General features: G+C 61.9%; 24 protein-coding genes and 1 riboswitch. Of the genes, 23 read left to right on the top strand and 1 reads right to left on the bottom strand.

Features of this window, described 5'->3' with window-relative positions:
• The first annotated feature begins 26 nt into the window (after positions 1–26).
• The 10 genes from pnp to LOL23_RS10125 all read left to right on the top strand — a co-directional run bounded on the left by pnp (position 27) and on the right by LOL23_RS10125 (position 10,951).
• Positions 27–2,174 carry a polyribonucleotide nucleotidyltransferase gene (gene pnp, locus LOL23_RS10170; protein WP_160979550.1) on the top strand — a complete coding sequence of 716 codons (2,148 nt, stop codon included), beginning with the start codon at positions 27–29 and terminating at the stop codon, positions 2,172–2,174.
• A 293-nt stretch (positions 2,175–2,467) separates the two neighbouring features.
• The gene (locus LOL23_RS10165) at positions 2,468–3,433 is read left to right on the top strand and encodes a sulfurtransferase (protein WP_237173538.1); all 966 of its coding nucleotides are present in this window, start codon (positions 2,468–2,470) and stop codon (positions 3,431–3,433) included.
• 9 nt (positions 3,434–3,442) lie between these two features.
• A complete protein-coding gene (locus LOL23_RS10160) occupies positions 3,443–4,588 on the top strand; it encodes a YeeE/YedE family protein (RefSeq protein WP_160979554.1) in 1,146 nt (381 codons plus the stop codon).
• A 12-nt stretch (positions 4,589–4,600) separates the two neighbouring features.
• The gene (locus LOL23_RS10155) at positions 4,601–4,765 is read left to right on the top strand and encodes a hypothetical protein (RefSeq protein ID WP_202411720.1); all 165 of its coding nucleotides are present in this window, start codon (positions 4,601–4,603) and stop codon (positions 4,763–4,765) included.
• A gap of 26 nt (positions 4,766–4,791) precedes the next feature.
• A riboswitch (TPP riboswitch) is annotated at positions 4,792–4,902 on the top strand.
• A gap of 156 nt (positions 4,903–5,058) precedes the next feature.
• Positions 5,059–6,096 (top strand): LuxE/PaaK family acyltransferase, encoded by a 1,038-nt coding sequence (locus LOL23_RS10150; RefSeq protein ID WP_237173545.1) that lies wholly within the window; start codon positions 5,059–5,061, stop codon positions 6,094–6,096.
• The gene (locus LOL23_RS10145; RefSeq protein WP_160979556.1) at positions 6,093–7,556 is read left to right on the top strand and encodes an acyl-CoA reductase; all 1,464 of its coding nucleotides are present in this window, start codon (positions 6,093–6,095) and stop codon (positions 7,554–7,556) included. The genes LOL23_RS10150 and LOL23_RS10145 overlap by 4 nt, the downstream gene beginning before the upstream one ends.
• Positions 7,549–8,325 (top strand): ABC transporter ATP-binding protein, encoded by a 777-nt coding sequence (locus tag LOL23_RS10140; protein WP_237173537.1) that lies wholly within the window; start codon positions 7,549–7,551, stop codon positions 8,323–8,325. The genes LOL23_RS10145 and LOL23_RS10140 overlap by 8 nt, the downstream gene beginning before the upstream one ends.
• Positions 8,322–9,122, top strand: a complete 801-nt coding sequence (locus LOL23_RS10135; RefSeq protein WP_237173536.1) for an ABC transporter permease — start codon at positions 8,322–8,324, stop codon at positions 9,120–9,122. The genes LOL23_RS10140 and LOL23_RS10135 overlap by 4 nt, the downstream gene beginning before the upstream one ends.
• Positions 9,112–10,110: an ABC transporter substrate-binding protein gene (locus LOL23_RS10130; protein WP_160979560.1), complete on the top strand. Its 999-nt coding sequence runs from the start codon at positions 9,112–9,114 to the stop codon at positions 10,108–10,110. Before LOL23_RS10135 ends, LOL23_RS10130 begins: the two co-directional genes overlap by 11 nt.
• A 73-nt stretch (positions 10,111–10,183) precedes the next feature.
• The gene (locus tag LOL23_RS10125) at positions 10,184–10,951 is read left to right on the top strand and encodes an SDR family oxidoreductase (protein ID WP_160979562.1); all 768 of its coding nucleotides are present in this window, start codon (positions 10,184–10,186) and stop codon (positions 10,949–10,951) included.
• 163 nt (positions 10,952–11,114) lie between these two features.
• Here the strand turns inward: LOL23_RS10125 and LOL23_RS10120 are convergent, their stop codons facing one another.
• A complete protein-coding gene (locus LOL23_RS10120; protein ID WP_160979564.1) occupies positions 11,115–12,761 on the bottom strand; it encodes an electron transfer flavoprotein-ubiquinone oxidoreductase in 1,647 nt (548 codons plus the stop codon).
• A gap of 259 nt (positions 12,762–13,020) precedes the next feature.
• Between LOL23_RS10120 and LOL23_RS10115 the strand changes: the two genes are divergently transcribed.
• The 13 genes from LOL23_RS10115 (at position 13,021) to LOL23_RS10055 (ending at position 25,688) form a co-directional block, all read left to right on the top strand.
• On the top strand, positions 13,021–13,449 hold the full coding sequence (locus LOL23_RS10115; RefSeq protein ID WP_160979566.1) for an acyl-CoA thioesterase: 429 nt from the start codon (positions 13,021–13,023) through the stop codon (positions 13,447–13,449).
• A 153-nt stretch (positions 13,450–13,602) separates the two neighbouring features.
• Entirely contained in the window at positions 13,603–14,310 is a 708-nt protein-coding gene (locus tag LOL23_RS10110; RefSeq protein WP_160979568.1) for a CoA transferase subunit A, read from the top strand.
• Positions 14,311–14,312: 2 nt separating this feature from the next.
• A complete protein-coding gene (locus LOL23_RS10105) occupies positions 14,313–14,966 on the top strand; it encodes a CoA transferase subunit B (RefSeq protein WP_160979570.1) in 654 nt (217 codons plus the stop codon).
• 16 nt (positions 14,967–14,982) lie between these two features.
• A complete protein-coding gene (locus LOL23_RS10100) occupies positions 14,983–16,776 on the top strand; it encodes an aminopeptidase P family protein (RefSeq protein ID WP_160979572.1) in 1,794 nt (597 codons plus the stop codon).
• Positions 16,777–16,838: 62 nt separating this feature from the next.
• Entirely contained in the window at positions 16,839–18,494 is a 1,656-nt protein-coding gene (gene pyrG, locus LOL23_RS10095) for a CTP synthase (RefSeq protein ID WP_237173535.1), read from the top strand.
• Positions 18,495–18,768: 274 nt separating this feature from the next.
• On the top strand, positions 18,769–20,352 hold the full coding sequence (locus LOL23_RS10090) for an MFS transporter (RefSeq protein ID WP_237173534.1): 1,584 nt from the start codon (positions 18,769–18,771) through the stop codon (positions 20,350–20,352).
• Complete coding sequence (locus LOL23_RS10085) at positions 20,349–20,780, top strand: MarR family winged helix-turn-helix transcriptional regulator (protein ID WP_160979576.1); 432 nt, start codon at positions 20,349–20,351, stop codon at positions 20,778–20,780. Before LOL23_RS10090 ends, LOL23_RS10085 begins: the two co-directional genes overlap by 4 nt.
• 248 nt (positions 20,781–21,028) lie before the next feature.
• Positions 21,029–22,315: a phosphopyruvate hydratase gene (gene eno, locus LOL23_RS10080; protein ID WP_160979578.1), complete on the top strand. Its 1,287-nt coding sequence runs from the start codon at positions 21,029–21,031 to the stop codon at positions 22,313–22,315.
• Between the two features lie 113 nt (positions 22,316–22,428).
• Entirely contained in the window at positions 22,429–22,755 is a 327-nt protein-coding gene (gene ftsB, locus LOL23_RS10075; RefSeq protein WP_160979580.1) for a cell division protein FtsB, read from the top strand.
• Positions 22,756–22,834: 79 nt separating this feature from the next.
• Positions 22,835–23,194: an NADH-quinone oxidoreductase subunit A gene (locus tag LOL23_RS10070; RefSeq protein ID WP_160979582.1), complete on the top strand. Its 360-nt coding sequence runs from the start codon at positions 22,835–22,837 to the stop codon at positions 23,192–23,194.
• Between the two features lie 107 nt (positions 23,195–23,301).
• On the top strand, positions 23,302–23,778 hold the full coding sequence (locus LOL23_RS10065) for a NuoB/complex I 20 kDa subunit family protein (protein ID WP_160979584.1): 477 nt from the start codon (positions 23,302–23,304) through the stop codon (positions 23,776–23,778).
• Positions 23,779–23,815: 37 nt separating this feature from the next.
• Positions 23,816–24,427: an NADH-quinone oxidoreductase subunit C gene (locus LOL23_RS10060; RefSeq protein WP_160979586.1), complete on the top strand. Its 612-nt coding sequence runs from the start codon at positions 23,816–23,818 to the stop codon at positions 24,425–24,427.
• A gap of 4 nt (positions 24,428–24,431) precedes the next feature.
• Positions 24,432–25,688, top strand: coding sequence for an NADH-quinone oxidoreductase subunit D (locus LOL23_RS10055; RefSeq protein WP_160979588.1), 1,257 nt, complete (start codon positions 24,432–24,434; stop codon positions 25,686–25,688).
• The last annotated feature ends 17 nt before the right edge of the window (positions 25,689–25,705 follow it).

Here is a 25,705-nt window from a genome sequence, read left to right as displayed (position 1 = left end):
TTTTTTTATTGTAAGGATACCTCCTAATGTTTAATAAAGTGAGCAAATCGTTTCAGTACGGTCAGCACACGGTAGTTCTGGAAACCGGCGAGATTGCTCGCCAAGCCTCGGGCGCCGTACTGGTTTCGATTGACGATACCGTCATCCTTGCCACTGTCGTGGCAGCCAAGACGCCCAAGCCGGGCCAGGATTTCTTCCCGCTTACCGTTGACTACGTCGAAAAAACCTATGCCGCCGGCCGTATTCCGGGCGGGTTTTTCAAGCGCGAAGGCAAGCCCTCCGAAAAAGAAACCCTCACCTCGCGTCTGATCGACCGCCCCTTGCGTCCGCTGTTCCCTGAGGGCTTCTACAACGACGTCCAAGTCATTATCCACACGGTTTCGGTCAACCCCGAAGTCGATCCGGATATCGCCGCCATGATCGGCGCCTCCGCCGCGCTGGCCATTTCGGGCATTCCGTTCAATGGCCCGATTGGCGCCGCGCGGGTGGGCTACATCAATGGCCAATACGTGCTCAACCCCACCTCCACGCAGCTCAAGCAGTCGCAAATGGATCTGGTCGTGGCCGGCACCGAAGCCGCCGTGCTGATGGTCGAGTCCGAAGCCAAGCAGTTGCCCGAAGACGTGATGCTGGGCGGCGTGGTATTTGGCCATGAGCAGATGCAGGCCGCCATCAACGCCATTCACGATCTGGTCGCCGAAGCCGGCAAGCCCGAGTGGGATTGGCAGCCCGCCGCCAAGAACCTGGCGCTCGAAACCGCCGTCTTGGCAGCCGCCGATGCTGGCCTGAAGGCTGCATACCAGATCCGCGAGAAGCAGGCGCGCACTGCCCGCCTGCGCGAGGTCTATGTCGAGGTCAAGACGCGCCTGGCCGAGCACGCCGCGGCCAAGGGTGAAGATGCGCCCGACAGCGTCGAGGTCGACAACATCCTGTTCGCCTTGGAATCGCGTATCGTGCGCGGCCAGATCCTGAACGGCGAGCCCCGCATCGACGGCCGCGATACCCGCACCGTGCGTCCCATCAGTGTCCGCCTGGGTGTGCTCCCGCGCGCGCACGGCAGCGCGCTGTTCACCCGTGGCGAAACGCAGGCGCTGGTGGTTGCCACGCTGGGTACCAAGCAGGATGAGCAGATTATCGATTCCATCATGGGCGAGCACCGCGACCGCTTCATGCTCCACTACAACATGCCGCCGTTCGCCACCGGCGAAACCGGCCGCTTCGGTGTGCCCAAGCGCCGCGAAATCGGCCACGGCCGCCTGGCCAAGCGCGCGCTCGCGTCGCTGCTGCCCGCGCCCGAAGACTTCCAGTACACCATTCGCGTGGTATCCGAGATCACCGAGTCCAACGGTTCCTCGTCCATGGCTTCTGTGTGCGGCGGCTCGCTTGCCATGATGGACGCCGGCGTGCCCGTCGGCGATCACGTGGCTGGCGTGGCAATGGGTCTGATCAAAGACGGCGGCAAGTTCGCTGTGCTCACCGACATCCTGGGCGACGAAGATCACCTGGGCGATATGGACTTCAAGGTTGCCGGTACAGTGCAGGGCATCACCGCCCTGCAGATGGATATCAAGATCCAGGGCATCACCAAGGAAATCATGCAGGTTGCCCTGGCGCAGGCCAAGGAAGGCCGCCTGCATATCCTGGGCAAAATGCGCGAGGCCATCGAAGGCTCGCGCACCGAGCTGTCCGAGTTCGCTCCACGCATGCTCAGCCTGAAGATCAACCCCGAGAAGATTCGCGACGTGATCGGAAAGGGCGGCGCCACCATTCGTGCGCTCACCGAAGAAACCGGCACGCAGATCGACATTGGCGACGATGGCACGATCACCATTTCCAGTGCCGATCTCGACAAGGCCCGTGAAGCCGAGCGCCGCATCAAGGAACTCACCGCCGACGTCGAAGTGGGGCAGGAATACGAAGGCCCTGTGTTGCGCCTGCTGGATTTCGGCGCCATCGTGCAGGTGCTGCCCGGCCGTGACGGCCTGCTGCACATTTCCGAAATCGCCAACTATCGCATCGCCAACATCAACGATGTGCTCAAGGTTGGCCAAACGGTGCGTGTCAAAGTCATCGAGGCCGACGACAAGGGCCGTCTGCGCCTGTCGGTCAAGGCGATTGGCGGCATCGAGGCCCAGGGCGGCCCGCAAGGCCCGTCCGCTGGCGGCGAAGGCTGATCGGCGCATGAACGCGGCGCGGCTTGTCCGCGCCCGCCCCACGGCTGTTGCGGCTAACCCCGCGGCACATATAAACCCCGCATTGTCGCGCTCGCGTATATGCGGGGTTTTTGTTTTCTGTGGCAATACTGGGTATGTGCGTGCCGAGCCTGGATCAATTATTTTCGTACTGCTTCTCGCTATTGATGCCGCTTATAGCTTGTTTATATATAAATAAATAATTAAAAAGTTGATTTAATGATGGATTATGCATGAGAAAATCATATAGCTAACTGTTATGTAAGGTGGCCTTCATGAAATTCTCGCTTTCCCGCGCAGGTGCGGTTTTGTTGGCCGGCGCTGCGTTGCTCGCCGCCGGCTCGTCGTTCGCTGCGCCGGCGTCCCAGCCGCTGCTCACGCCAGCGCAGCTCGATACCCTTCGCCAGGATGCCGCCGTGCGCGTCATTGATATCCGTCCGCCCGAAGCGTACAGCGCCAATCACATCCCTGGCGCTGTGTCGGCACCGTATGGAAAATGGCGTGGCCCGGCCAACAGCCCCGGCCAGTTGCCCGAAGTCTCCAAGCTTGCGGCGTTGATCGGCAGCTTGGGGCTCAAGCCTGACAGCCATGCCGTCGTGGTATCGTCGGGCGCCAATGACACCGATTTTGGTGCGTCCGCGCGGGTGTACTGGACACTCAAGTATCTCGGGCTTACCAATCTTTCGGTACTCAACGGCGGCATGAAGGCCTGGAGCGCCGCCAGCCTGCCGCAAGACACTGCAGTGCCGTCGATTGCGGCCACACAGTACACGCCCGTATTGAACGAAGCGATTCTGGCTACGCAGGCGCATGTCGAATCCCAGGTCAGCAACCCCAAGGCCCGGCTGGTTGATGCACGCCCGGCCAATTTTTTCGCCGGCGAGGCCAAAGCGCCCACCGCTAAAGTGCCGGGCACCATCCACAATGCAGTCAATCTGCCGCACAGTAAATGGTTCAAGCCGGGTACGTCTGAGTTCGTCTCGCCGGAAGCGGCGAAGAAGATCGCCGCCAGCGAGTTCGCCACCCAGGCCGATGAAACTATTTCGTTCTGCAATACCGGTCACTGGGCCGCTACAGATTGGTTCGCGCTGTCGGAGGTCGTGGGGCTGGACAATGTCAAACTGTACCCCGCGTCGTTGGCAGAATGGACACAATCGGCGCGTGCACTGCCCATGGACAATGTGCCTAGCCGCGGCAGCCAGATCATCAACAGCCTCAAAGGCCTCATCGGGAAATCCTGATTTATCTACATGAGTACTGCTTACGTAACCCAAGCGGGTGCCGTGTCGCTGCCGGCAGGGCGCGTCACCCGCAACCGTATTTTCCTTGGTTCGGCAATTGCTGCATTCTTCCTCTTCCTGATCTGGTTCGTCTCTCTGCGCCAGTCCGTCCTGTTTCTGGTGGGGCTGGGCATGGGCAGTGTGCTGGCGGGCATGCGTTTTGGCTTCACCACGGGCTGGCGCAAACTGATCGAGCAGCGCGACGCCAGTGGCGTGCTGGCGCAGATTACTTTGCTGATCCTCGCTGCCGCTGTGGCCATGCCCTTGCTGGCAGTCTTTCCCGGCGATCTGATCGCCGCATTGGGGCCGCCAAGCATCAGCCTGCTGGTGGGCGCTTTCATATTCGGCCTGACGATGCAGATTGCCGATGGCTGCGGCTCGGGCACGCTTTACAAGGCCGGCCTGGGTATCCCTCTCAATACGGTGATTCTGCCGGTGTTCGCGATCGGCAGCTTCCTGGGCTCCGCTCACCTTGAAAGCTGGCTGAGCCTGGGCGCCGTCAAGCCTGTAAGCTTGGTGGCCCAGCTCGGTGCGCCTGGGGCATTTGCCCTCACCCTGGCCGGCCTGGCCGCGGTGGGCGTCATCGTCTGGCGCATCTCGGACAAAACCCGCCCATGGCTGGACAAACGGCTGCTTATTGGTGCCGTGCTTCTGGCCATATTCGCCACGCTGAACCTGGTCATTGCCGGACAGCCTTGGGGGATTGTGTATGGCTTCGGCCTGTGGGGTGCCAAGCTCGCCACCGCCGCCGGTGCCTTCGACCCGGCCGCAAATGCGTTCTGGAGCCAGACGGTCAACCTCACCAATTTGTCGCAGTCTGTGTTTCTGGATGTCACGTCCATCACCAACATCGGCATTCTGGCTGGTGCCTTGTGGATTGCCGCCGGCAAGCCACCTGCATCAGCCACCACCAAGCCGCTCAATGGCACGCAATGGGTCGTGGGGATCGCTGCCGGCTTTTTGCTGGGCTATAGCTCCCGCCTGGCCTTTGGTTGCAATATCGGCGCCATGGTCAGCGGCATTTCCACCGGCAGTTTGCACGGCTGGATCTGGGTGCCGCTGGCATTCTGCGGTTCGCTGATCGGTGTGCGCGTGCGCCGCTATTTCAAGTTCTGAACGGAGGCCATCATGAAGAAACCCGTGCTTGCTTCCGTTTTCTGGATCGTGCTGCTCGCGTTCTTTGCCTGGGATTGGGTGTCGTCCGCCCCCATCAACGTGCGGCTCGAGCCGCCCTTTATCGCGGCGGGATCAGGCCAGGCGCCCACCGGCGGGCACTGTGCCGCTACGTTCTAGCTTGGCCGGCCCGGCTATGTATAATGCCCAATGCTCCGGGGTGTGTTTGCAGCCGTGCTGAAACACTGAGATGGCCAGGTCGAACCCGCGAACTTGATTCGGCTCATACCGACGTAAGAAGAGTGCTTTGACTGTGCCCGCATGGCGGTTGCCGTGCGGCGCACATCCATCCCATACGCATCCCTTTCGGAGCAGTCCCCGGCCTGTGCCGGCGCTACACCTTAGAAAGGGCTTTTGTGTCTACCTCACCATCAGCAGTGCCGCAGGCCTTGCTGGCAGACCTGCAGCAGTTCATGCGTCAGCCGCAAGAAGGCGACGAGGCCTTCAACGCGTTGGCGCTGCGCCTCTTCGAACATCAGTTCCGCCACAATGCGGCCTATCAGCGCTATTGCCGCTTCGTGGGCAAGACGCCGCGCCTGCTGACGCGCTGGCAGGATATCCCGTCTGTGCCCATTGATGCCTTCAAGGATCTCACGCTGAGCTGTGTCGCACCCGATCAGTGCGAACGGGTCTTCATGACCAGCGGCACCACGCGGGCCGAACGCCGAGGCCGCAATTATCATCCGCATCTCCAGGTCTACGATCTGTCCATGCGCCTGTATTTCAGCCAGCGCTTCATGCGCGGCACGCCCCGCATGCGTATGGGCATCCTGTTTCCCACAGAGCAGATGATGCCCAATTCATCGCTGGCGCATTATCTCGCGCTGGCGCTGGAGCATTTCGGCGACGCGGGCAGCCGCTATTTTGTCAGTCCAGGTGGTGTAGAGCTCGATGCGCTGTGTCAGGCGCTGGCGCAGGCGCAACACGACCACACACCCTTTGCGCTGCTGGGGGCCAGCTACAGCTTTGTGCACGTCATGGACGCTCTGGGCGAGCGCGGCCTGCGCTTTCAACTGCCCGCGGGCAGCCGTTTGTTCGATACCGGCGGCTTCAAAGGCCAGTCGCGCACCATGCAGGCCGCCGAGTTTTACGATTTGCTGCACCATTGCTTTGGTCTGCCCCCGCAGCACTGCACCAACATGTATGGCATGACTGAACTGAGCTCGCAGATCTACGACAACGGCAACGCCACGCTGCCGGCCGTAAAGTCGGGCCCTCACTGGACACGCACGCGCGTACTGGATCCCGTCACCGGGCAGGAGATGCTTGATGGCGAGGAGGGTATTTTGGCCCACACGGATCTGGCCAACTTCAATTCAGTGTGCGCCATCCTTACCGAAGACCTCGGCGTGCGTGTACCGGGTGGTTTCCTGCTGCTGGGGCGGGCCGATGGCGCAGCGGCCAAAGGCTGTTCGCTGGCCATGGAAGCCTTTCTGCAGGCGGCGCAATGAATACAGCCAGCCTGGCTTGCGGCTATCTGCCGCCGGGCGCCGACTTGGGCCCGATCGAATGGTCCGCCCGGCAGGTGGTTGGCCCACATGGCGCATTTCCGCTGGCTTTGCCTCGCTTGAATCCTGCGCAGTTGCGGCAACTGGGCGCTTACTTGCAGGCTCAGGCGCGCGTTCATCTCCACCCGCTCGCCGTGCTAGACATCGCAGCGGGCATTGATCGCTGCATCGCCGATATGCTGCAGCCCGGGCAGCCGCTGCGCCTGCGCTACGAACCCGCGCTGCTGGCGCAGACCGGCTACGACGCTGAAATGCTGCGCTTGGGCATCAATAATTGCCTGCGCAACTTCAGGCGCCCCGAACTGCTGCGCATGCTGTGCGAAGATCTCGGCGACCCGGGTCTGCTCGATGGCTTTCGCCCGCGCGTGCAGGGGGGCTGGTCGCGTGCCTACGGCCCTGGGTTGCTGGGGCAGGTCTGGGCCGGTAATGTGCCCGGTATCCCCTTGTGGGGCATGGTGGCCTGCCTGCTGACCAAAGGCGCCAGCCTGGGCAAGCTGGCCAGCGCGGAGCCCATCTTTGCAAGCTGGTTTGCCCACAGCCTGGCGCAGGCCGCACCTGAGCTGGCGCAGGCGTTGGCGGTGGTCTGGTGGCCGGGTGGCGATGCGGGCAGCGAGGCTGCCTTGGTGGACGCGGCCGATGTCATGATGGTTTACGGGGGCGACGAAGCCCTGCGGGCGTGGCAGGCCAAGATTCCACCCCATGTGCGCTTCCTCCCTCATGGTCATAAATTCAGCGTTGCTCTCGTTGCAGCCTCGGCCTTGGATACCCGCCAGGCGGCGCAGTGCGCGCGCTTGGCGGCGCGAGACATTGCCCAGTGGGATCAGCAGGCTTGTTATGCGCCGCAAAGCATTTATGTGCAACGCGGCGCTGCGGTTAGTCCACGAGATTTCGCGCTGCTGCTGGCGGGCGAATTGGCTGCATTGGCGCGCCGCCACCCACGGCAGGCATTGCCCTTGGATGACAAAACACAATTCGCAAAGTGGCGCCAATCGCTCAGCCTGCGGGCGCTGCGGGGCGAAGCGCTTGAGTTGATGGGCCCGGCCGATGCCGACTGGTCAGTCGCTTATCTGGACGACGCCGTTGCGCCAGAAGCCAGCGCTACGTTTCGCAGCGTATCGGTCATTGCAGTGGACAACGTGGAAGTCGTTGCGCGCCAGCTGCAGCCGTATCGTCGCTATTTGCAAACCGCAGCGGTCGCCGCCAGCCCCGAATCCCTGTTCGACGTGGCCGAAGCGCTCGCTCAAGTCGGCATCAATCGCATAAGCGCACTGGGCGCCACGGCCAGCCCACAACCAGGATGGCATCACGATGGCCGCTTCAGCGTGCTGGACCTGCTGCGGATGTCCGACATCGAGGCCAGCGCCGAGACGCTGGCCCAGGATTTTGCGAGTTATCGTGATTGAAGCGGCTGCCGGCTCATCCTTTTTGCGCCTCGATGCTCTGGATTATCGATATCCTGGCACGGATTACGGCCTGCGCGATATCGATCTGCGGCTCGATGCCGGTGAGTTTCATTGCCTGCTGGGCCGCAGCGGTTGCGGCAAGTCTACGCTGCTCAAGCTGGCGGCGGGGCTGCTGCAGCCCACGGCCGGGCGAGTGCTCTTGCAAGGCAAGCCGCTGTTCAAGCCCACGTCTGCGATCGGTTTTGTATTTCAGCAGCCAACGCTGTTGGACTGGCTGACTGTGCTGGACAATGTGTTGTTGCCGGCCTCGCTGAAAGGCCGCGCGCAGGGGCGGGCGGGTGCGGCCATTCGCGACGATGCTCTGCAGCTGCTGGATGAGCTTGAGTTGGGCAGTCATGCGCACAGGTATCCCACACAGCTTTCGGGCGGGCAGCAGAGCAGGGTGGCGATCGCCCGCGCCATGCTGATGCGCCCGGCCTTGCTGTTGATGGACGAGCCCTTCGCTGCGCTGGACGCGCTGACGCGTGAGCAGTTGCAGGACACCTTGCTGTACACCTGTGGGCAGCACGGCAGCACGGTATTGTTTGTAACCCATGACATCGCCGAGGCCGTCTACTTGGCTGACCGGGTGACCGTGCTGGACGACGGGCGGCAGGCGCATTGCCAGCCGGTGAACCTGCCGCGCCCGCGCCACAGCGCGCTACGCGACAGCCCGGCCTATCATCACGCATGTGCGGAACTACGCAGCCACATTGGGCGGGTGCCATGAAGCCGTTGTTTGCCATGCGTCGCGTTCGCACAGGGATCGGCTCCCTAATCATACTGGTCGTACTTCTCGCCGCCTGGGAAGCGGCCGTCCGCCAATTCGGTTGGTCGCCCTTGGTCCTTCCGGCACCCAGCCGGGTCTGGCACAGCTTGTGGTCGGGCCTGGTCGCTGGCTATTTCTGGCCGCACATTGTGCAAACAACGCGAGAAGTCTTGCTGGGCCTGCTGCTCGGCGGGGCCATCGGTTTTGGCATGGGCCTATTGCTGGCGCAGTCGCGTTTTGTCCAGGCGGTTCTCATGCCATACATTCTGGCCAGCCAGGTCGTGCCCAAACTTGCGCTGGCCCCGCTGCTGACGCTGTGGCTGGGTTTTGGCACGCTGCCGATGGTGGTGATCACCGCGCTGGTCTGTTTCTTCCCCTTGTTGGAAAACACCCTTACCGGCCTGGGCCAGACAGACCAGGCCAGGTTGGAACTGTTCCGCATGCTGGGGGCCAGCCGTTGGCAAACCTTGTGGCGGCTGCGGCTGCCGATGGCCATGCCTGGCGTCATGGCAGGTGTGCGCATCGCCGCGGTGCTTGCGCTGGTTGGCGCCGTGGTGGGCGAGTTCATTGGCGCCAGCCAGGGCCTGGGGGCGCTCATCATCGCCGCCCAGGGCTCTATGGATACCGCCTTGATGTTTGCCGTTCTGTTGCTGATCACCATACTGGGCTTGCTGCTGTATCAGCTAAGCCTGCTGTTGCAGCACATTATGCTGCGCCATTATTCATCTACTCGGGAGTCAAGCGCCCATGAATACTAGACGCCGAATTCTGCACGCAATTGCCGCTTTGTGCGCGGCGGGTGGGTTGGGTGCATACGCTGTGCCGACCTTCGCCCAGGCGGCGCCGCAGCCCATCACCTTGGCTGGTTGGAGCAAACCGATCAGCGAGATCACTCAGATTCTCGCCGAACCTGAGCTTGGCCATTTCAGGCACGAAGGGCTGACGCTGAATTATCTGCCGGGCGCGGGCGGGGGCGACGCCCTGCGCAATCTGTTGAGCGGGCAGGCGGATGTCGCCTTCACTGATCCGGGCTCCTTCTTTGCGGCCCTGGACAAAGGGGCGAAGCTGCGCGCCATTTATGACATCTATCCCCAGAACGTCTTCAATGTTGTAACGCTGGAGGGCAGCCCCATACAGAGCGCGGCCGATCTCAAAGGCAAGCGCATCGGGGTGTACAGCCTGTCCAGCGGTACGCGCCAGAATCTGCAGATCCTGCTGCACAAGGCGGGGCTGAACGAAGGTGATGTCACCATCATCGTCACCGGTCTGCTGAACTTTGCTCCGTTGATGCAGGGGCAGGTAGACGCCACCGCGGCCACGGATACAGGTCTGTTGCTGGCAAAATACCGCGGCCTTAAAAACCCTGGTGTGATAAAGGTGGCGGATTACCTGAATTACTCCAGCGATCTGTTCGTGGTGCGCGAAGAAGACTATCAGCGGCGCAAACCCTTGCTGCAGCGATTTCTGCGCGCTTATCGCGCCAGCACGCAGTGGATGATGGGCCACCCCGACGACGCGGCCCGTCTCGCGGTCAAATACGCCATCGATGGCCGCGACCCAGTGCTGAATCGGCAGATCATCGAGGCGCGCAATGCGTCCAGCCTTTCGGCATATACCGATCAGCATGGGCTGGGGGCGCTGGATCTGGTGTCTTTGCAGGCCGCGGCGGACGCTTATTACGAGCTGGGGCTGATCGGCCATAAACTCGACCTGCGCGATGCGGTGGCGACGGATATGCTGCCATGAGTGGTGGCGCACCACAGGTTAGTTGCAATGCATGTGGCACGCATTGGCTGCGGCGGCCAGTCAGGAAACTTCAATGAAACTGAACGATAAAGTCGTATTGATCACGGGTGCCGGCCGGGGCCTGGGCGCGGCTACGGCGCGTGCCTTTGCCCGCGAGGGGGCGGTGGTGATCGTCAACTATCTGCAAAATACCCAGGCGGCCGAACAAGTGGTCGCCGACTGCAAGCAAGCGGGTGGGCAGGCCTGGGCCATGCAGGCCGACGTCACGGACGCTGTGGCGGTCCAGGATATGGTGAGCGAGATCGTCCTGGAAACAGGGCGCATCGACGTTCTGGTCAACAATGCATTCGCGCCGTATCGCTTTGATCCCGACACCCGTCTCCGTTTTACGCAATTGGGGTGGGAAGCCTGCCAGCGGCAGTTCGAGGGGGCGGTGAAGAGCGCGTGGCAGACGAGCCAGGCCGTGGTGCCGCACATGCAGCGGCAGGCCGGCGGCAGTATCATCAACATCAGTACCGACCTGACCGAGCAGGCGGTGGTGCCATATCCTGACTACGCCACAGGCAAGGCGGCCCTGCAGGGCCTGAGCCGACAAATGGCGGCCGACCTGGGGCAATATGGTATCCGCGTCAATTGTGTAGCGCCGGGCCTTGTCTGGCCCACCGATGCCAGCCGCGACACCCGCGCCAGCATACGGCAGCAGATCATCGCCCAGACGCCGCTGCGGCGCGTAGCCACACCAGAGGACATCACCGGCCCCATCTTGTTTCTGGCGTCAGCTTACAGCCAGTTCATGACGGGGCAAGTGATTTATGTGGATGGCGGGCTGTTGATGCGCTGACCCGCGCAGGGCACCCGGGCAGGTGGCCCGCGGCATGTGCAGGCCTGCGCAGGCTGCAAACAGCAGCCGTGCCTGCCGGCAAGTGCGTACCGGCCACCCCGGCAGGCCCGGGCGCCGCCTGGCGGCGGCGCTGCGTTGTGTGAACAACGCCTTCCCGGCTTGTTTACAGTCCGTTGTAGACCGGCCCTTCGCCGCCCTGCGGTGCCACCCACACGATGTTCTGTGTCGGATCCTTGATGTCGCAGGTCTTGCAGTGCACGCAATTCTGTGCGTTGATCTGCAGGCGGTCGGCGCCGTCGTCCGTCTTGACGAATTCGTACACGCCGGCAGGGCAGTAGCGTGCTTCGGGGCCGGCATACTTGGCCAGGTTGATGTTCACCGGCACCGTGTCATCCTTCAGTGTGAGGTGCACGGGTTCGTTTTCGTCGTGGTTGGTGTTAGAGATGAACACCGAGCTCAGGCGGTCAAAGGTGAGCTTGCCGTCGGGTTTGGGGTACTCGATGCGCGCGCACTCGGCGGCTGGCTGCAGACAGGCGTGATCGGGCTTGTTGTGGCGAAGCGTCCAGGGCATTTTGCCCTTGAGCAGCTTTTGCTCGATGCCGGTCATCAAGGTGGCGATGGTGCGGCCTTTCTTGAACCATTGCTTGAAGTTGCGCGCCTTGTTCAGCTCTTCGTGGAGCCACGAGGCCTTGAAGGCTTCGGGGTAGGCGGCCAACTCGTCGTAGCTGCGGCCGGCAGCCAGGGCTTCGAAGGCGGCCTCGGCGGCCAGGGCGCCGGTCTTGATGGCGGCATGGCTGCCCTTGATCCGCGAAGCGTTCAGGAAGCCCGCTTCGCAGCCTATCATGGCGCCACCCGGGAAAACAAATTTGGGAAGCGCCATCAGGCCGCCGGCCGTCAACGACCGCGCACCATAGGCGATGCGCTTGCCGCCCTCAAACGTGGGCCGGATAGCGGGATGCGTTTTGTAGCGCTGGAATTCTTCGAAAGGAGAGAGCCAGGGGTTGGCGTAATCCAGCCCCACCACCAGGCCCACCACAACGATGTTGTCGTTCAGGTGATAAAGGAAGGAGCCGCCGTAGGTGTCGGAATCCAGCGGCCAGCCGGCGGTGTGCATGACCAGGCCGGGCCGCGACTGCGAGGGGTCGACTTCCCACATTTCTTTGATGCCGATGCCGTAGCTTTGCGGATTGCAGTCGGTGTCGAGTTTGTAGTTGGCGATGAGCTGGCGGCCCAGTTGGCCGCGCGAGCCTTCGGCAAACAGCGTGTAGCGGGCGTGCAGCTCCATGCCGGGCTGATAATGCGCGGTATGCGTACCGTCGCGCGCGACGCCCATGTCGCCGGTGGCCACGCCCTTGACGGCGCCCTGTTCGTTGTAAAGCACTTCAACGGCAGCGAAGCCGGGGAAAATATCCACACCCAGCGCCTCGGCCTGTTCGCCCATCCATCGCACTACATGCCCCAGGCGAACGATGTAGCTGCCGTGGTTCTTGAAGCAGTCGGGCAGTAGCCAGCCTGGCGTGCTGCGTGCACCTTTCTCGGTGAGAAACAAGAATTTGTCTTCTGTTACTTCGGTATCGAGGGGGGCGCCTTTTTCTTTCCAATCGGGGATCAGTTCAGTCAGGGCGCGTGGGTCCATCACAGCGCCGGAAAGAATATGCGCGCCGATCTCGGCCCCTTTTTCGAGCACACAGACGCTGATTTCAGTGTCGCGCTGGGCAGCCAGCTGCTTGAGCCGAATGGCGGCGGCCAGGCCAGCGGGCCCGCCGCCGACCACGACTACGTCATACTCCATCGATTCGCGTTCAGACATTTTGAAAGGATCTCCCTATTTGTAATACTCAATACTTGCGCCATTGTATTGCAGACTGCTTTGGTCATGACCGCTCGCGGTGCCGGGGCTGCGCGATATCGATCCGCAAGAATCAACGGGAATGGCGCAGTGCAGCATCGGCCGTTATACTTTAAACACAGCGTCGGTGACGAGCCCGGTCTGCTGTAGCCGCCGCGCTCGCAGTGCGATGGCACACGGCGGGTCGCATGACAATCAATCAACAAAGGTCGGTCAAACCATGCAGGCAGGTGAAGCAGCAAGCCCTGCGCCCCTGGCAGTTCGCAAGTTCGCGATGCCGGTGCGCTGGGGCGATCTCGATGCGCTCAGGCACGTCAACAATACGGTGTACTTCCGCTTCTTCGAAGAGGCCCGGGTGCGTTTTATGGATGAAGTGCGGGCTCAAACCGGCATTTATAAGGCGTTTGTGCTCGCCCATACAGAATGTGACTTCATGCGGCCGCTGCATTATCCCGTCACGGTGGTCGTGCAGCAGGCCTTGCTGCGCATCGGCGGCAGCAGCCTGTTGTTCGAGGCTGTAATCGAACGTGAAGACCAGCCGGGGGTGGCCTGCGCGATAGGGCGGTACACCATCGTGGGTGTAGACGGCGCCACACAGCGGCCGCAGCCGTGGTCCGACGCCGAACGCGCACTGCTGGCCTCGCTGTAGTACGAAGGCGCCGGCCCGGTATAAATGTGGGCCCATGGCCATGGCGCGCTGTCCGGCATTATCATTCATCGCATATGCGGTATCGGCACGGTCCTCGCGCATGCGCGGCATCATATAACCCAAAGCACATCGTCATAACAAAGGAAAGGAGTAATGAATAAAGTCTATCCAAGCGCCCCAGAGGCGCTCAAAGGCATCGTCGCCGATGGGCAAACCATTGCCGTCGGCGGTTTCGGCCTGTGCGGCATCCCCGAGGCGCTTATTGCCGCGCTGCGCGATTCCAACGTCCAGAACCTCACCTGCGTCAGCAATAACGCCGGTGTCGATGGCTTTGGCCTTGGCCAGTTGCTGGAAACCCGCCAAGTCAAGAAAATGATCGCCTCATATGTCGGCGAAAACAAAGAGTTCGAACGCCAGTACCTGGCCGGCGAACTCGAACTCGAGTTCACGCCCCAGGGCACGCTGGCTGAAAAACTGCGCGCCGGCGGCGCGGGCATCCCCGCATTCTTTACGCGTACCGGCGTGGGTACGCTGGTGGCAGAGGGCAAAGAGGTGCGCGAATTCGACGGCCACCAGTACGTCATGGAGCGCTCCATCGTTGCCGATGTGTCACTGGTCAAGGCCTGGAAGGCCGACCGCAGCGGCAACCTGGTGTTCCGCAAGACGGCGCGCAACTTCAACCCCAATGTGGCGATGGCTGGCAAGATCACTGTTGTCGAAGTCGAAGAAATCGTCGATACCGGCGCGCTCGATCCCGACCAGATCCACCTGCCAGGCATTTACGTACACCGCATCGTGCTCAATGCACACCCCGAGAAACGCATCGAAAAACGTACCGTGCGCAACGGTCAAGGAGCTTGAACATGGCCTGGGATCGTGAACAAATGGCTGCGCGCGCCGCGCGCGAACTGCAGGATGGTTTCTATGTGAACCTGGGCATCGGCCTGCCTACGCTGGTGGCTAACCACGTGCCTCAGGGTGTCGAAGTCTGGCTGCAATCCGAAAACGGTCTGTTGGGCATCGGCCCCTTCCCGACAGAAGATGAAGTGGACGCCGACTTGATCAACGCGGGCAAACAGACCGTGACCACGCTGCCGGGTTCGTCCATCTTTGCCTCGGCGGATTCCTTCGCCATGATCCGCGGCGGCAAGATCAACCTGGCCATACTGGGCGCCATGCAGGTGTCTGAAAAAGGCGATCTGGCCAACTGGATGATTCCGGGCAAGATGATCAAAGGCATGGGCGGCGCCATGGATCTGGTCGCCGGCGTCGGCCGGGTAGTGGTGTTGATGGAACATGTCGCCCGCAAGAAAGACGGCACGGAAGACTTCAAGCTCTTGCCGGAATGCACGCTGCCGCTAACCGGCGTGGGCGTGGTCGATTTGATCATCACCGACTTGGGTGTGATGGAAGTCGCCGAAGATGGCCTGAGGCTGATCGAGTTGGCGCCTGGTGTCACGGTGGACGAAATCAAGTCCAAGACACCGGCCAGGCTCGACGTGTCCGCGGTCAGTTGATCATCCGGGAGCGCGCATGCAGTCTCTACCCATTGTGGAACGCCTGCGCGCGCTGCGCGCAGCCCTGACGGCGCGCGGCATTGATGCGTACGCCGTACTCACTGCCGATCCCCACCTCTCCGAGTACCTGCCGGCACACTGGCAGGGCAGGGAGTGGCTGAGCGGGTTCACCGGTTCAGCCGGCACGCTCGTCGTCACCGAAGCCTACGCTGGGCTTTGGACCGACAGCCGCTATTGGGAGCAGGCCGAGGGCGAATTGGCGGGTACGGGTATCGCAACCATGCGCGCCGGCGAAGCGGATGTCCCGGAGCCGGCGCAGTGGCTGGCCGCCAATTTGCCGCATGGCGCCAAAGTCGGCGTTGATGGCCAAGCCATGTCGGCGCAGGCGTATCGGCAGTGGCAAGAGGCGCTGGCGCCCTCTGGCGTCCGGCTGGTTGTAGATCAAGACCTCCTGGCCGATATCTGGCATGATCGTCCACCGCTTCCCGCCGCTCCCGTCTACGAACACCTGCCGCCCTACGCATGCCGCACCCGCGCCGAGAATCTCGCGGCGGTGCGCGCAGCCATTGTCGAACATGGCGCGCAATGGCATTGGCTGTCATCCCTGGACGACATTGCCTGGCTGTTCAACCTGCGCGGCAGCGACGTACCTCACAATCCAGTTTTCCTGGCCTTTGCGCTTATCGCCAGCGAACGCGCCACGCTGTTCGTGGCGCCCGGCAAGGTCAGCCCGGCCCTGGCAGAGGCGCTGGCCGCCGACGGCATTTCCCTCCAGCCCTACGAGGCAGCGGCCGGCGCGTTGGCCTGCCTGCCTGAGGGTGACACCCTGTTGGTGGATCCAGCCCGCATCACAGCCGGAACGCTGGCCGCGGCGGCCTATGTCGGCAAGGCAGAAGCGCTCAACCCCTCGCAGCGTCTGAAGGCGCGCAAGAACGCGGCCGAAATCGCCAATGTGCGTCGGGCCATGGAGCAGGACGGCGCCGCGCTGTGCGAGTTTTTTTCCTGGTTCGAGGCAGCACAGGGTGTCGAACGCATTAGTGAACTCACCATAGACGAAAAGATCTGCGCCGCCCGCGCGCGCCAGCCAGGCTTTGTCACCACCAGTTTCGGCACTATTGCAGCCTTCAATGCCAATGGCGCCATGCCCCACTACCATGCCACACCCGAGGCTCACGCGGTCATCGAAGGCGACGGCTTGCTGCTCATCGATTCAGGCGGGCAGTATCCGGGTGGCACCACAGACATCACCCGGGTTGTGCCCGTGGGGCAGCCTAGCGCCGACCAACGGCGCGATTTCACCCTTGTGCTGCAAGGCATGATCGCGCTGTCGCAGGCGGTGTTCCCGCGCCGCATACAGGCCTCGCTGCTCGACACGCTCGCGCGGGCACCCATCTGGCGCTCGGGTGCCGAATTCGGCCACGGCACTGGCCACGGTGTGGGTTATTTCCTCAATGTCCATGAGGGCCCGCAGTCTATTTCCTATCGCGCACGCCAGACACCGGACACGGTGATGGACCTGGGCATGATCACCTCCAACGAGCCGGGCCTGTATCGGCCCGGGAAGTGGGGCATACGCATCGAGAACCTGGTGCTGGCGGTGCCGGCGCTGCACACCGAATTCGGCGAGTTCCTCCAGTTTGAAACCCTTACGCTATGTCCCATCGACACGCGCTGCATCGAATGCGCAATGCTGTCCGATAGCGAGCGTGCCTGGCTCAACAGTTATCACCAAGAGGTGCGTGCACGGCTTGCGCCGCTGGTGCAAGGTGCGGCGCTCAATTGGTTGCGGGTGCGCACCGAGCCGATCTGACGCCGCGCAAGCTATAATCCAAATTTCCCGCTACTGTCCGGCCGCCCCGGGCACGTTTCACAATGACCAAATACGTATTTGTCACGGGGGGTGTCGTATCCTCCTTGGGTAAGGGCATCGCCGCCGCCTCCCTGGCAGCCATTCTCGAGTCGCGGGGCCTGCGGGTCACCATGCTCAAGCTGGATCCCTACATCAACGTGGATCCGGGCACGATGAGCCCCTTCCAGCACGGCGAAGTGTTCGTCACTGAAGATGGCGCGGAAACCGACCTCGATCTGGGCCATTATGAGCGCTTCGTGTCCACGAAGATGCACAAGTTCAACAACTTCACTACCGGTCAGATCTACGAGTCCGTACTGCGCAAAGAGCGCCGCGGCGATTATCTGGGTAAAACGGTCCAGGTCATCCCCCACATCACCAACGAAATCCAGGATTTCATCGCGCGTGGCGCCAAGGCGGCCTGGGACGGCCAGGCCGACGTCGCGATCGTTGAAATCGGCGGAACGGTCGGCGATATCGAGTCGCTGCCTTTTCTCGAGGCGGTACGCCAGATGAGCCTGCGCTTGGGCCGCAACAATGCCGCCTTCGTGCACCTGACGCTGGTCCCCTATATCGCCTCGGCCGGTGAGCTCAAGACCAAACCCACGCAGCACTCGGTCCAGAAACTGCGCGAGATCGGCATCTATCCCGCTGCGCTGCTGTGCCGCGCCGACAGGCCGGTGCCCGACGACGAGCGCGCCAAGATATCCCTGTTCTCGAATGTACCGCTCGACGCTGTCATCTCGGTGTGGGACGCCGATTCCATCTATCAGATCCCGGCTATGCTGCACCGCCAGGGGCTGGACAACCTCGTCTGTGACGCGCTGGCCATCTCGCCGCCGCCAGCCGACCTGTCGATGTGGGATCGTCTGGTCGAAGCCATCAATCATCCCGAGCACGAGGTGCGCATCGGCATGGTGGGCAAATACGTCGATCTCACCGAATCCTACAAATCGCTCAGCGAGGCGCTGGTTCACGCCGGTATCCATACCCGTTCGCGCGTCAAGATCGAATACCTCGATTCCGAGCAACTCGAGGCCGAAGGCGTCGATAGCCTGAAAGACCTCGACGCCATCCTGGTGCCAGGCGGCTTCGGCAAGCGCGGCACCGAAGGCAAGATCAAGGCCATCCGCTACGCACGCGAAAACGGCATCCCCTATCTGGGTATCTGTCTGGGCATGCAGCTCGCTGTTGTCGAGTTTGCCCGCGATGTCGCTGGGCTGGGCGGTGCCAACAGCACCGAATTCGACCCCGCCGCGCCGCATCCCGTTGTGGCGCTGATCACCGAATGGCAAGATCGCGAGGGCCGTATCGAGCGCCGCGACCAGCATTCCGACCTGGGCGGCACCATGCGCAAGGGGGCTCAGCGTTGCCCGGTCAAGCCCGGCACGCGCGCAGCCGAAATCTACGGCACCGAGGTCAACGAACGCCATCGCCACCGCTACGAAGTCAACAACGTCTACGTATCTCGGCTCGAAGAGGCCGGCATGGTCATCAGCGCCCGCACGCCTACTGAAAATCTCCCTGAGATCATGGAGCTGCCCAACCATCCCTGGTTCATGGGCGTGCAATTCCACCCTGAGTTCACTTCCACCCCACGCGATGGCCACCCGCTGTTCTCCAGCTACATCCGGGCAGCCATCGAAAACCAGGCTCGGCGCCGCCAGGCGCAGGGCTGAACCAAGGCGGGCCGCGCTGCGGGCCCGGCCTGGCGCAGCATCCCAGAGGCCCGTAGTCCCGTAAGGGCTGCGGGCCTCCTCCCATGCGGCCACCCGCAGCCTCGCACGCTGGGGCGTTAAGGGGCGTGCCGCTCCCTCTATTTTTCTTCAGCTGTTGCGCCGAAACCGCAAGGCGTGCCTGTTATGCGGGCATCGGTTGCCAGCAGGCGGTGTGGCAGGCTAAACTTTTGATCAATCAATTATTGTGCTACCAAGCATTTTGAAAGTGGCTTCCATGTCTACGCCGCAACACTCCGACGCCGGCCGCGTCCTTACGGTCAGCCAATCATTGCGTGCGATGCTGGGGCTGTGCTTCGTTATCATGATGGTGGCGATCGACCAGACCGTCGTCGGTACGGCGCTGCCAACGGTGGTTGCGGATCTTAACGGGTTCAAGTATTACGCCTGGGTGGCGACGGCCTATCTGCTGACTTCCGTCATCACTGTCCCCATCTTCGGCCGGCTGGGTGATTTATACGGGCGCAAGCCCTTCGTGGTGGCGTCGGTGGTGGTGTTTCTTTCCGCGTCCATATTCTGCGGCTTGTCCGACTCCATGATTCAGCTGGTCATTGCGCGTGCGCTGCAAGGCGTGGGCGGCGGCATGCTGGTGGGCACCGCCTTCGCCTCGGTGCCTGACCTCTTTCCCGATACACAGGTGCGGCTGCGCTGGCAGATGCTGCTGTCATCCGCCTTTGGGGTAGCCAACGGCGTAGGGCCGACTCTGGGCGGCATTCTCACCGAACAGCTTGGCTGGCGCGCGGTGTTTTTCATGAATGTGCCCCTGGGCCTGATCGCGTTGTTTTTCCTGCTGCGCTACATGCCCCATATCCGCCAGATCCGTGGCGCGCAGGTGCGCATGGACTGGCTGGGCGCCGTCCTGGTCGCCCTGGGCCTGGCGTCTTTGCAGGCATTCGTGCAGTTGGTTTCTTCCCAAGGCGCTTCTCCGCTCATCTTCGCGCTGGTTGCCGCCATTGTTCTTGCGTTTGGCCTGCTGCACTACCGCGAACGTCATTGCGCGCATCCCCTGCTGCCGCCGGAAATGTTCCGCAATAAAAGCCTGGCTGCACTGTTTGGTCTGTCGCTGTTCCTGGGCTTCATCATGTTTGCGCTGCTGTTTTATATTCCGCTGCTGCTACAGGGCGGGTTCGGCATGTCGCCGCAAGAGGTCGGCCTGCTTATCACACCCATGGTGGTGTGCATCACGCTGGGGAGCATTGTCAATTCCCGCATTGTGCTCAGGCTGTCGCGCCCCAACAATATGCTTTACGCGGGCTTCGGCCTTATGCTGGCGGCCAGCGTGGGTATTGTGTTCATGGATCGCGAGACCCCAAAGGCGCTGGTGCTGGCCTATATGATGATGGCTGGCCTGGGTTTGGGCTTCGTGCTACCCAATCTCACCGTCTTCGCCCAGGAAACCGCCGGGCGCTCGCTGCTGGGCATTTCCACCGCCATGCTGCAATCGGTGCGCATGATAGGCGGCATGATAGGTACTGCAGTGGTGGGCACCCTGGTTGGGCATTATTATGTGGCCGGGGTGCGCGCCGCGGTGCCCGAGGGGCAGGGTTGGGGCGCAATGCTGGAAGACCCTCAGGTGCTCGTCAACCACGCGGTGCAGAGCGATTTCGTGGCGCAGTTGCAGCGTATGGGCCTTTACGGCGAGGCATATATCGAGCAAGCGCGCACGGCGCTGGTCGCGGCTGTGCATCTCGGGCTGGTTGCCGTGTTGCTGACCGCGTTCATCGGGCTGATGTGGGTATACCGCCTGCCGCTGGTGCGGCTGTCGCGTGGCGGTCGCGAACAAAAGGATGCGCAATCATGAGCGAGTCGCTGCAACTTCAGACGGTGCAGCAGTTGGGGCGCACCTACCGCGCCATGATGACCGCCTTCGAGGCGGGCATCGGCATGTCTATGCCGCGCTGGCGGATTCTGCTGGCGCTTTACCAGCATGGCGGCATGTCACAGAAAGCGCTCGCTGTCCGCTTGTCCATGGATCCCGCTTCCTTGACCCGCCAGATCAAAGCCATTGAGGCCGAAGCGTGGGTGGCGCGTCACAGCGATCCGGCCGACAACCGCCTTACCAATGTCGAGTTGACCGACTCCGGTCGCAATCTCATCCAAGGCATGCTGCCGCGCCGCAATGCGTTCGTGGACACAATGTTCGGCGATCTGCCGCCAGAAAGAATGGCACTGCTCAGAACCTTGCTGCACGAGGTCGAGGAGCGCCTGGACCGGCAGCGACGCGCCTGAGCCGTAGCGGGCCGCCGTCGGCGGGCAGTCTGCCGGTTACCGGCTGCAAGCATGCTTGCAGCATGCCGCCTAAAATGTCTATTCTTCTAAATTGCTTATTTGGCAATGGTTCGCGCGTGGTCGCGGGCGCAGGTACAATCGGGCATTCGCGCGCGTGGTGGCCAGGGGTCGCCGCAGCCCGCGGCACCGGGCAGCCGGTGCGCCGACGCCACCATTTCTCCATTATTCAGGCAGGATAGTCAACCATCATGAGTGCAATCGTAGATATCATCGGACGCGAAATTCTGGATTCTCGCGGTAACCCAACGGTCGAGTGCGATGTCTTGCTGGAATCGGGCGCAATGGGCCGCGCCTCCGTACCGTCGGGCGCCTCCACAGGCTCCCGCGAAGCGATCGAGCTGCGCGATGGCGATGCAGCCCGCTACCTGGGCAAGGGAGTGTTGCGCGCCGTCGAGCACCTCAATACCGAAATTTCCGAAGCCCTCATGGGGCTCGATGCACAAGAGCAAACCTTTGTCGACCGCACCCTGATCGACCTGGACGGCACCGAATCCAAGAGCCGCCTGGGCGCCAACGCCATGCTGGCAGCCAGTATGGCCGTGGCTCGCGCCGCCGCCGACGATTCCGGCCTGTCGCTGTACCGCTACTTCGGCGGCAGCGGTCCGCTGCAGATGCCTGTGCCCATGATGAACGTCATCAACGGCGGCGCGCACGCCAACAACTCGCTCGACCTGCAAGAGTTCATGATTCTGCCGATTGGCGCGACCAGCTTCCGCGAATCGCTGCGCATGGGCGCCGAAGTGTTCCATGCGCTCAAGAAAATCATCCATGGCCAGGGCATGTCCACGGCGGTTGGCGACGAAGGCGGCTTTGCGCCCAACGTCGCCAACCACGAGGCGGCCATTCAGCTCATCCTGCAGGCCATCGCCGACGCCGGCTACGAAGCCGGCTCGCAGATCGCGCTGGGCCTAGACTGCGCCAGCTCTGAGTTCTACCGAGACGGCAAGTACCATCTGGCCGGCGAAGGCAATATTTCCTTGGCGTCGCAAGATTTCGCCAATCTGCTGGCCAGCTGGTGCGACAAATACCCCATCATCTCGATCGAAGACGGCATGGCCGAAAACGATTGGGAAGGCTGGAAGCTGCTTACCGATCAGCTTGGCGGCAAAGTCCAGTTGGTGGGCGACGACCTGTTCGTCACCAACACCGCCATCCTGCGCAAGGGCATAGAACAAGGCATTGCCAACTCCATTCTCATCAAGATCAACCAGATCGGCACGCTCACCGAAACCTTCGCCGCCATCGAAATGGCCAAGCGTGCAGGCTATACCGCAGTGATCTCCCACCGTTCGGGCGAAACCGAAGATTCCACCATTGCAGACATCGCCGTGGCCACCAATGCCATGCAGATCAAAACGGGCTCGCTGTCGCGCTCCGACCGCATGGCCAAGTACAACCAGTTGCTGCGCATCGAAGAAGAACTGGCTGAAGTGGCTGCATACCCCGGCCGCGACGCTTTCTACAACCTGCGCTGAACGCAAAACGGCCCGGCCGCTCGCCGGGCCGTTTTGCACGCGCCGTCCGTATCTCGCACATACGCCGCTTACAAGCCGTTCATGCCGACAACACGCCGACCATACGCCGACCGATGCGCCTGCTCCTGATCGTCCTGGTATTGCTCACAGCCATCATCCAGTACCCTTTGTGGTGGGGAAAGGGCGGCTGGCTGCGTGTACATGAGCTCGAAGGCGTGGTGGCCGCCCAGGAAGAAACCAATGCCGCGCTGCTCGCGCGCAACAACGCACTGCAGGCCGAGGTGCAGGATCTAAAGTCCGGTACGGCGGCGGTCGAGGAACGCGCGCGCGCTGAACTGGGTATGCTCAAAGAGGGTGAGATCTACGTTCAGATTCTTCCTCCCGGTAAAAGTTTGCCCCATGTCAAACCTCCTGAGCTTCGGGCCAAGCGTGGTAATTGAAGGGCAGGGTTATTCAGCAGAATGACGCTCTCAAAATGCTACAATCCAAAGGTTTACTCATTGTGATTGGATGCTTTGCATGAACCTGCAACAGTACTTCCCCGTTCTGCTGTTTATTCTCGTTGCCACGGTCATTGGCTTTGCGCTGCTTGGTGCCGGCCGTCTGCTTGGCCCGCACCGCCCGTACGACGAAAAACTCTCGCAGTACGAGTGCGGCTTCGAGGCATTCGGCGATTCGCGCATGAAGTTCGATGTGCGCTACTACCTGGTCGCCATCCTGTTCATCATGTTCGATCTGGAAATCGCCTTTCTGTTCCCGTGGGCCATTGCCAACGGTACGCTCGGTCTCGTCGGTTTCTGGACGGTTATCGTATTTCTCGCCATTCTCACCGTAGGGTTCATCTACGAGTGGAAAAAGGGCGCGCTCGACTGGGAGTAAGTGCAAACAAAGGCGGCTTGGCCGCCTTTGCTTCGATACTCCCGTCACTGGCCCGGGCTGCCCGCGTACAAGACGCGGGCCGGGCTTTGGCTTATACAGGCAAAATTATGGCTATCGACGGCATTATGAAAGAAGGTTTTATAACCACCAGTGCGGACAAGTTCCTGAACTGGGCCAAGACGGGCTCGCTGTGGCCCATGACGTTTGGCCTGGCATGCTGCGCAGTCGAAATGATGCATGCCGGCGCTGCGCGCTACGACCTCGACCAGTTCGGTATCATCTTTCGCCCCAGCCCCCGCCAGTCCGACCTCATGATCGTGGCGGGCACGCTGTGCAACAAGATGGCGCCCGCCTTGCGCAAGGTGTACGACCAAATGGCCGAGCCTCGCTGGGTGGTATCCATGGGCTCCTGTGCCAACGGTGGTGGTTACTACCATTACTCGTATTCGGTCGTGCGCGGTTGTGACCGCATCGTGCCGGTCGACGTCTACGTCCCAGGCTGTCCACCCACTGCCGAGGCGCTGGTATATGGCTTGTTGCAGATGCAGGCCAAGATCCGCCTCACCAATACCATCGCGCGCTAGGCCCCGCGGTCTGCCCATTTTTTACGCTGATCACACTATGACCCGGCTCGAAACGCTAGAACACAACCTGAAGGCGGTCTTCGGCGAAACTATTTCGCTCAAGAACGCGCTCAATGAACTTACGCTCGAGGTGCCCGCCGAGAACTGGGTCGATGCCTGCACCGTCCTTCGCGACAACGAAACCCTGGGTTTCGAGATGTGCATCGACCTGTGCGGCATCGATTATTCCGGCTGGGGCGCACCCACGCTGGTGGCCGATCCCGGCCTGTATCCGCAACGCTTTGCGGTGGTGCTGCACCTGTTGTCAGTGCGTCACAACTGGCGCCTGCGGGTGCGGGCTTTTGTGGCTAACGACGAGTTTCCCGTCATTGCCTCGCTCGTCGGCGTGTGGCCGGCGGTCAACTGGTACGAGCGCGAAGCCTTCGATCTGTACGGCATCGTCTTCGAAGGTCACCCCGACTTGCGCCGTATTCTCACCGACTACGGTTTCATCGGGCATCCGTTCCGCAAGGATTTCCCTCTTTCCGGCAACGTCGAGATGCGTTACGACACCGAGCAGCAGCGGGTGATTTACCAGCCCGTCACGATCGAGCCGCGGCTCATCACCCCCCGCGTGGTCCGCGAAGAAGGTTACGGAGCAGGGCGCTAGAAACATGGCTGAAATTCAGAACTACACACTTAACTTCGGGCCTCAGCACCCGGCGGCGCACGGCGTGCTGCGTCTGGTACTCGAACTAGACGGCGAGGTCATCCAACGGGCTGATCCGCACATAGGTCTGCTGCACCGCGCCACCGAAAAGCTGGCCGAGCACAAGACATTTCTGCAGGCGCTGCCCTACATGGACCGCCTCGACTACGTGTCGATGATGTGCAACGAGCATGCCTACTGCATGGCAGTCGAACGGCTGCTGGGCATCCAGGTGCCGCTGCGCGCACAGTACATCCGCGTGATGTTCGACGAAATCACCCGCATCCTGAATCACCTGATGTCTCTGGGCTCGCACGCGCTGGACGTCGGCGCAATGGCGGTGTTTCTGTATGCTTTCCGCGAACGCGAAGACCTCATGGACTGCTACGAGGCGGTGTCCGGTGCGCGTATGCACGCGGCCTACTATCGCCCCGGCGGCGTCTACCGCGATCTGCCCGACGCCATGCCGCAGTATGGCCAGACCAGCAAGTATCGCGGCGAGAAAGAACTCAAAGCCATGAACGAAGCTCGTTCAGGCTCGCTGCTTGATTTCATCGAAGACTTCACCAATCGCTTTCCCACCTGCGTCGACGAGTACGAAATTCTGCTCACCGATAACCGCATCTGGAAGCAGCGTCTGGTCGACGTCGGCGTGGTCAGCCCAGAACGTGCGAAAGCGCTGGGCTTCACGGGCCCTATGCTGCGTGGTTCCGGCATCGAATGGGATTTGCGCCGCAATCAGCCCTACGAGGTCTACGACCGGCTCGATTTCGACATACCGGTAGGCGTCAATGGCGACTGCTACGACCGCTATTTGGTGCGCATCGCCGAGATGCGCGAAAGCAATCGCATCATTCGCCAGTGCGTGGAGTGGCTGCGCAACAATCCTGGCCCGGTCATTGTCGACAACCATAAGGTTGCGCCGCCGTCGCGCGAGCGCATGAAAACCGGCATGGAAGACTTGATCCACCACTTCAAGCTGTTCACCGAGGGCATGCACGTGCCGGCAGGCGAAGCCTATGCCGCGGTCGAGCACCCCAAGGGCGAGTTCGGCATCTACATGGTGTCCGACGGCGCCAACAAGCCCTATCGGATGAAAATCCGCGCGCCGGGCTTCGCGCACTTGCAGTCGCTCGATGAAATGACGCGCGGGCACATGATTGCCGACGCCGTCACCATCATTGGTACGCAAGACATTGTGTTTGGCGAGATCGACCGCTGACGGCCGCGCCAACGTTA

Origin of the sequence: Paracandidimonas lactea, from assembly GCF_021653995.1 — a bacterium.
Classification (GTDB): domain Bacteria; phylum Pseudomonadota; class Gammaproteobacteria; order Burkholderiales; family Burkholderiaceae_B; genus Allopusillimonas; species Allopusillimonas lactea.
This window is presented reverse-complemented; position numbering and strand designations above follow the sequence as displayed.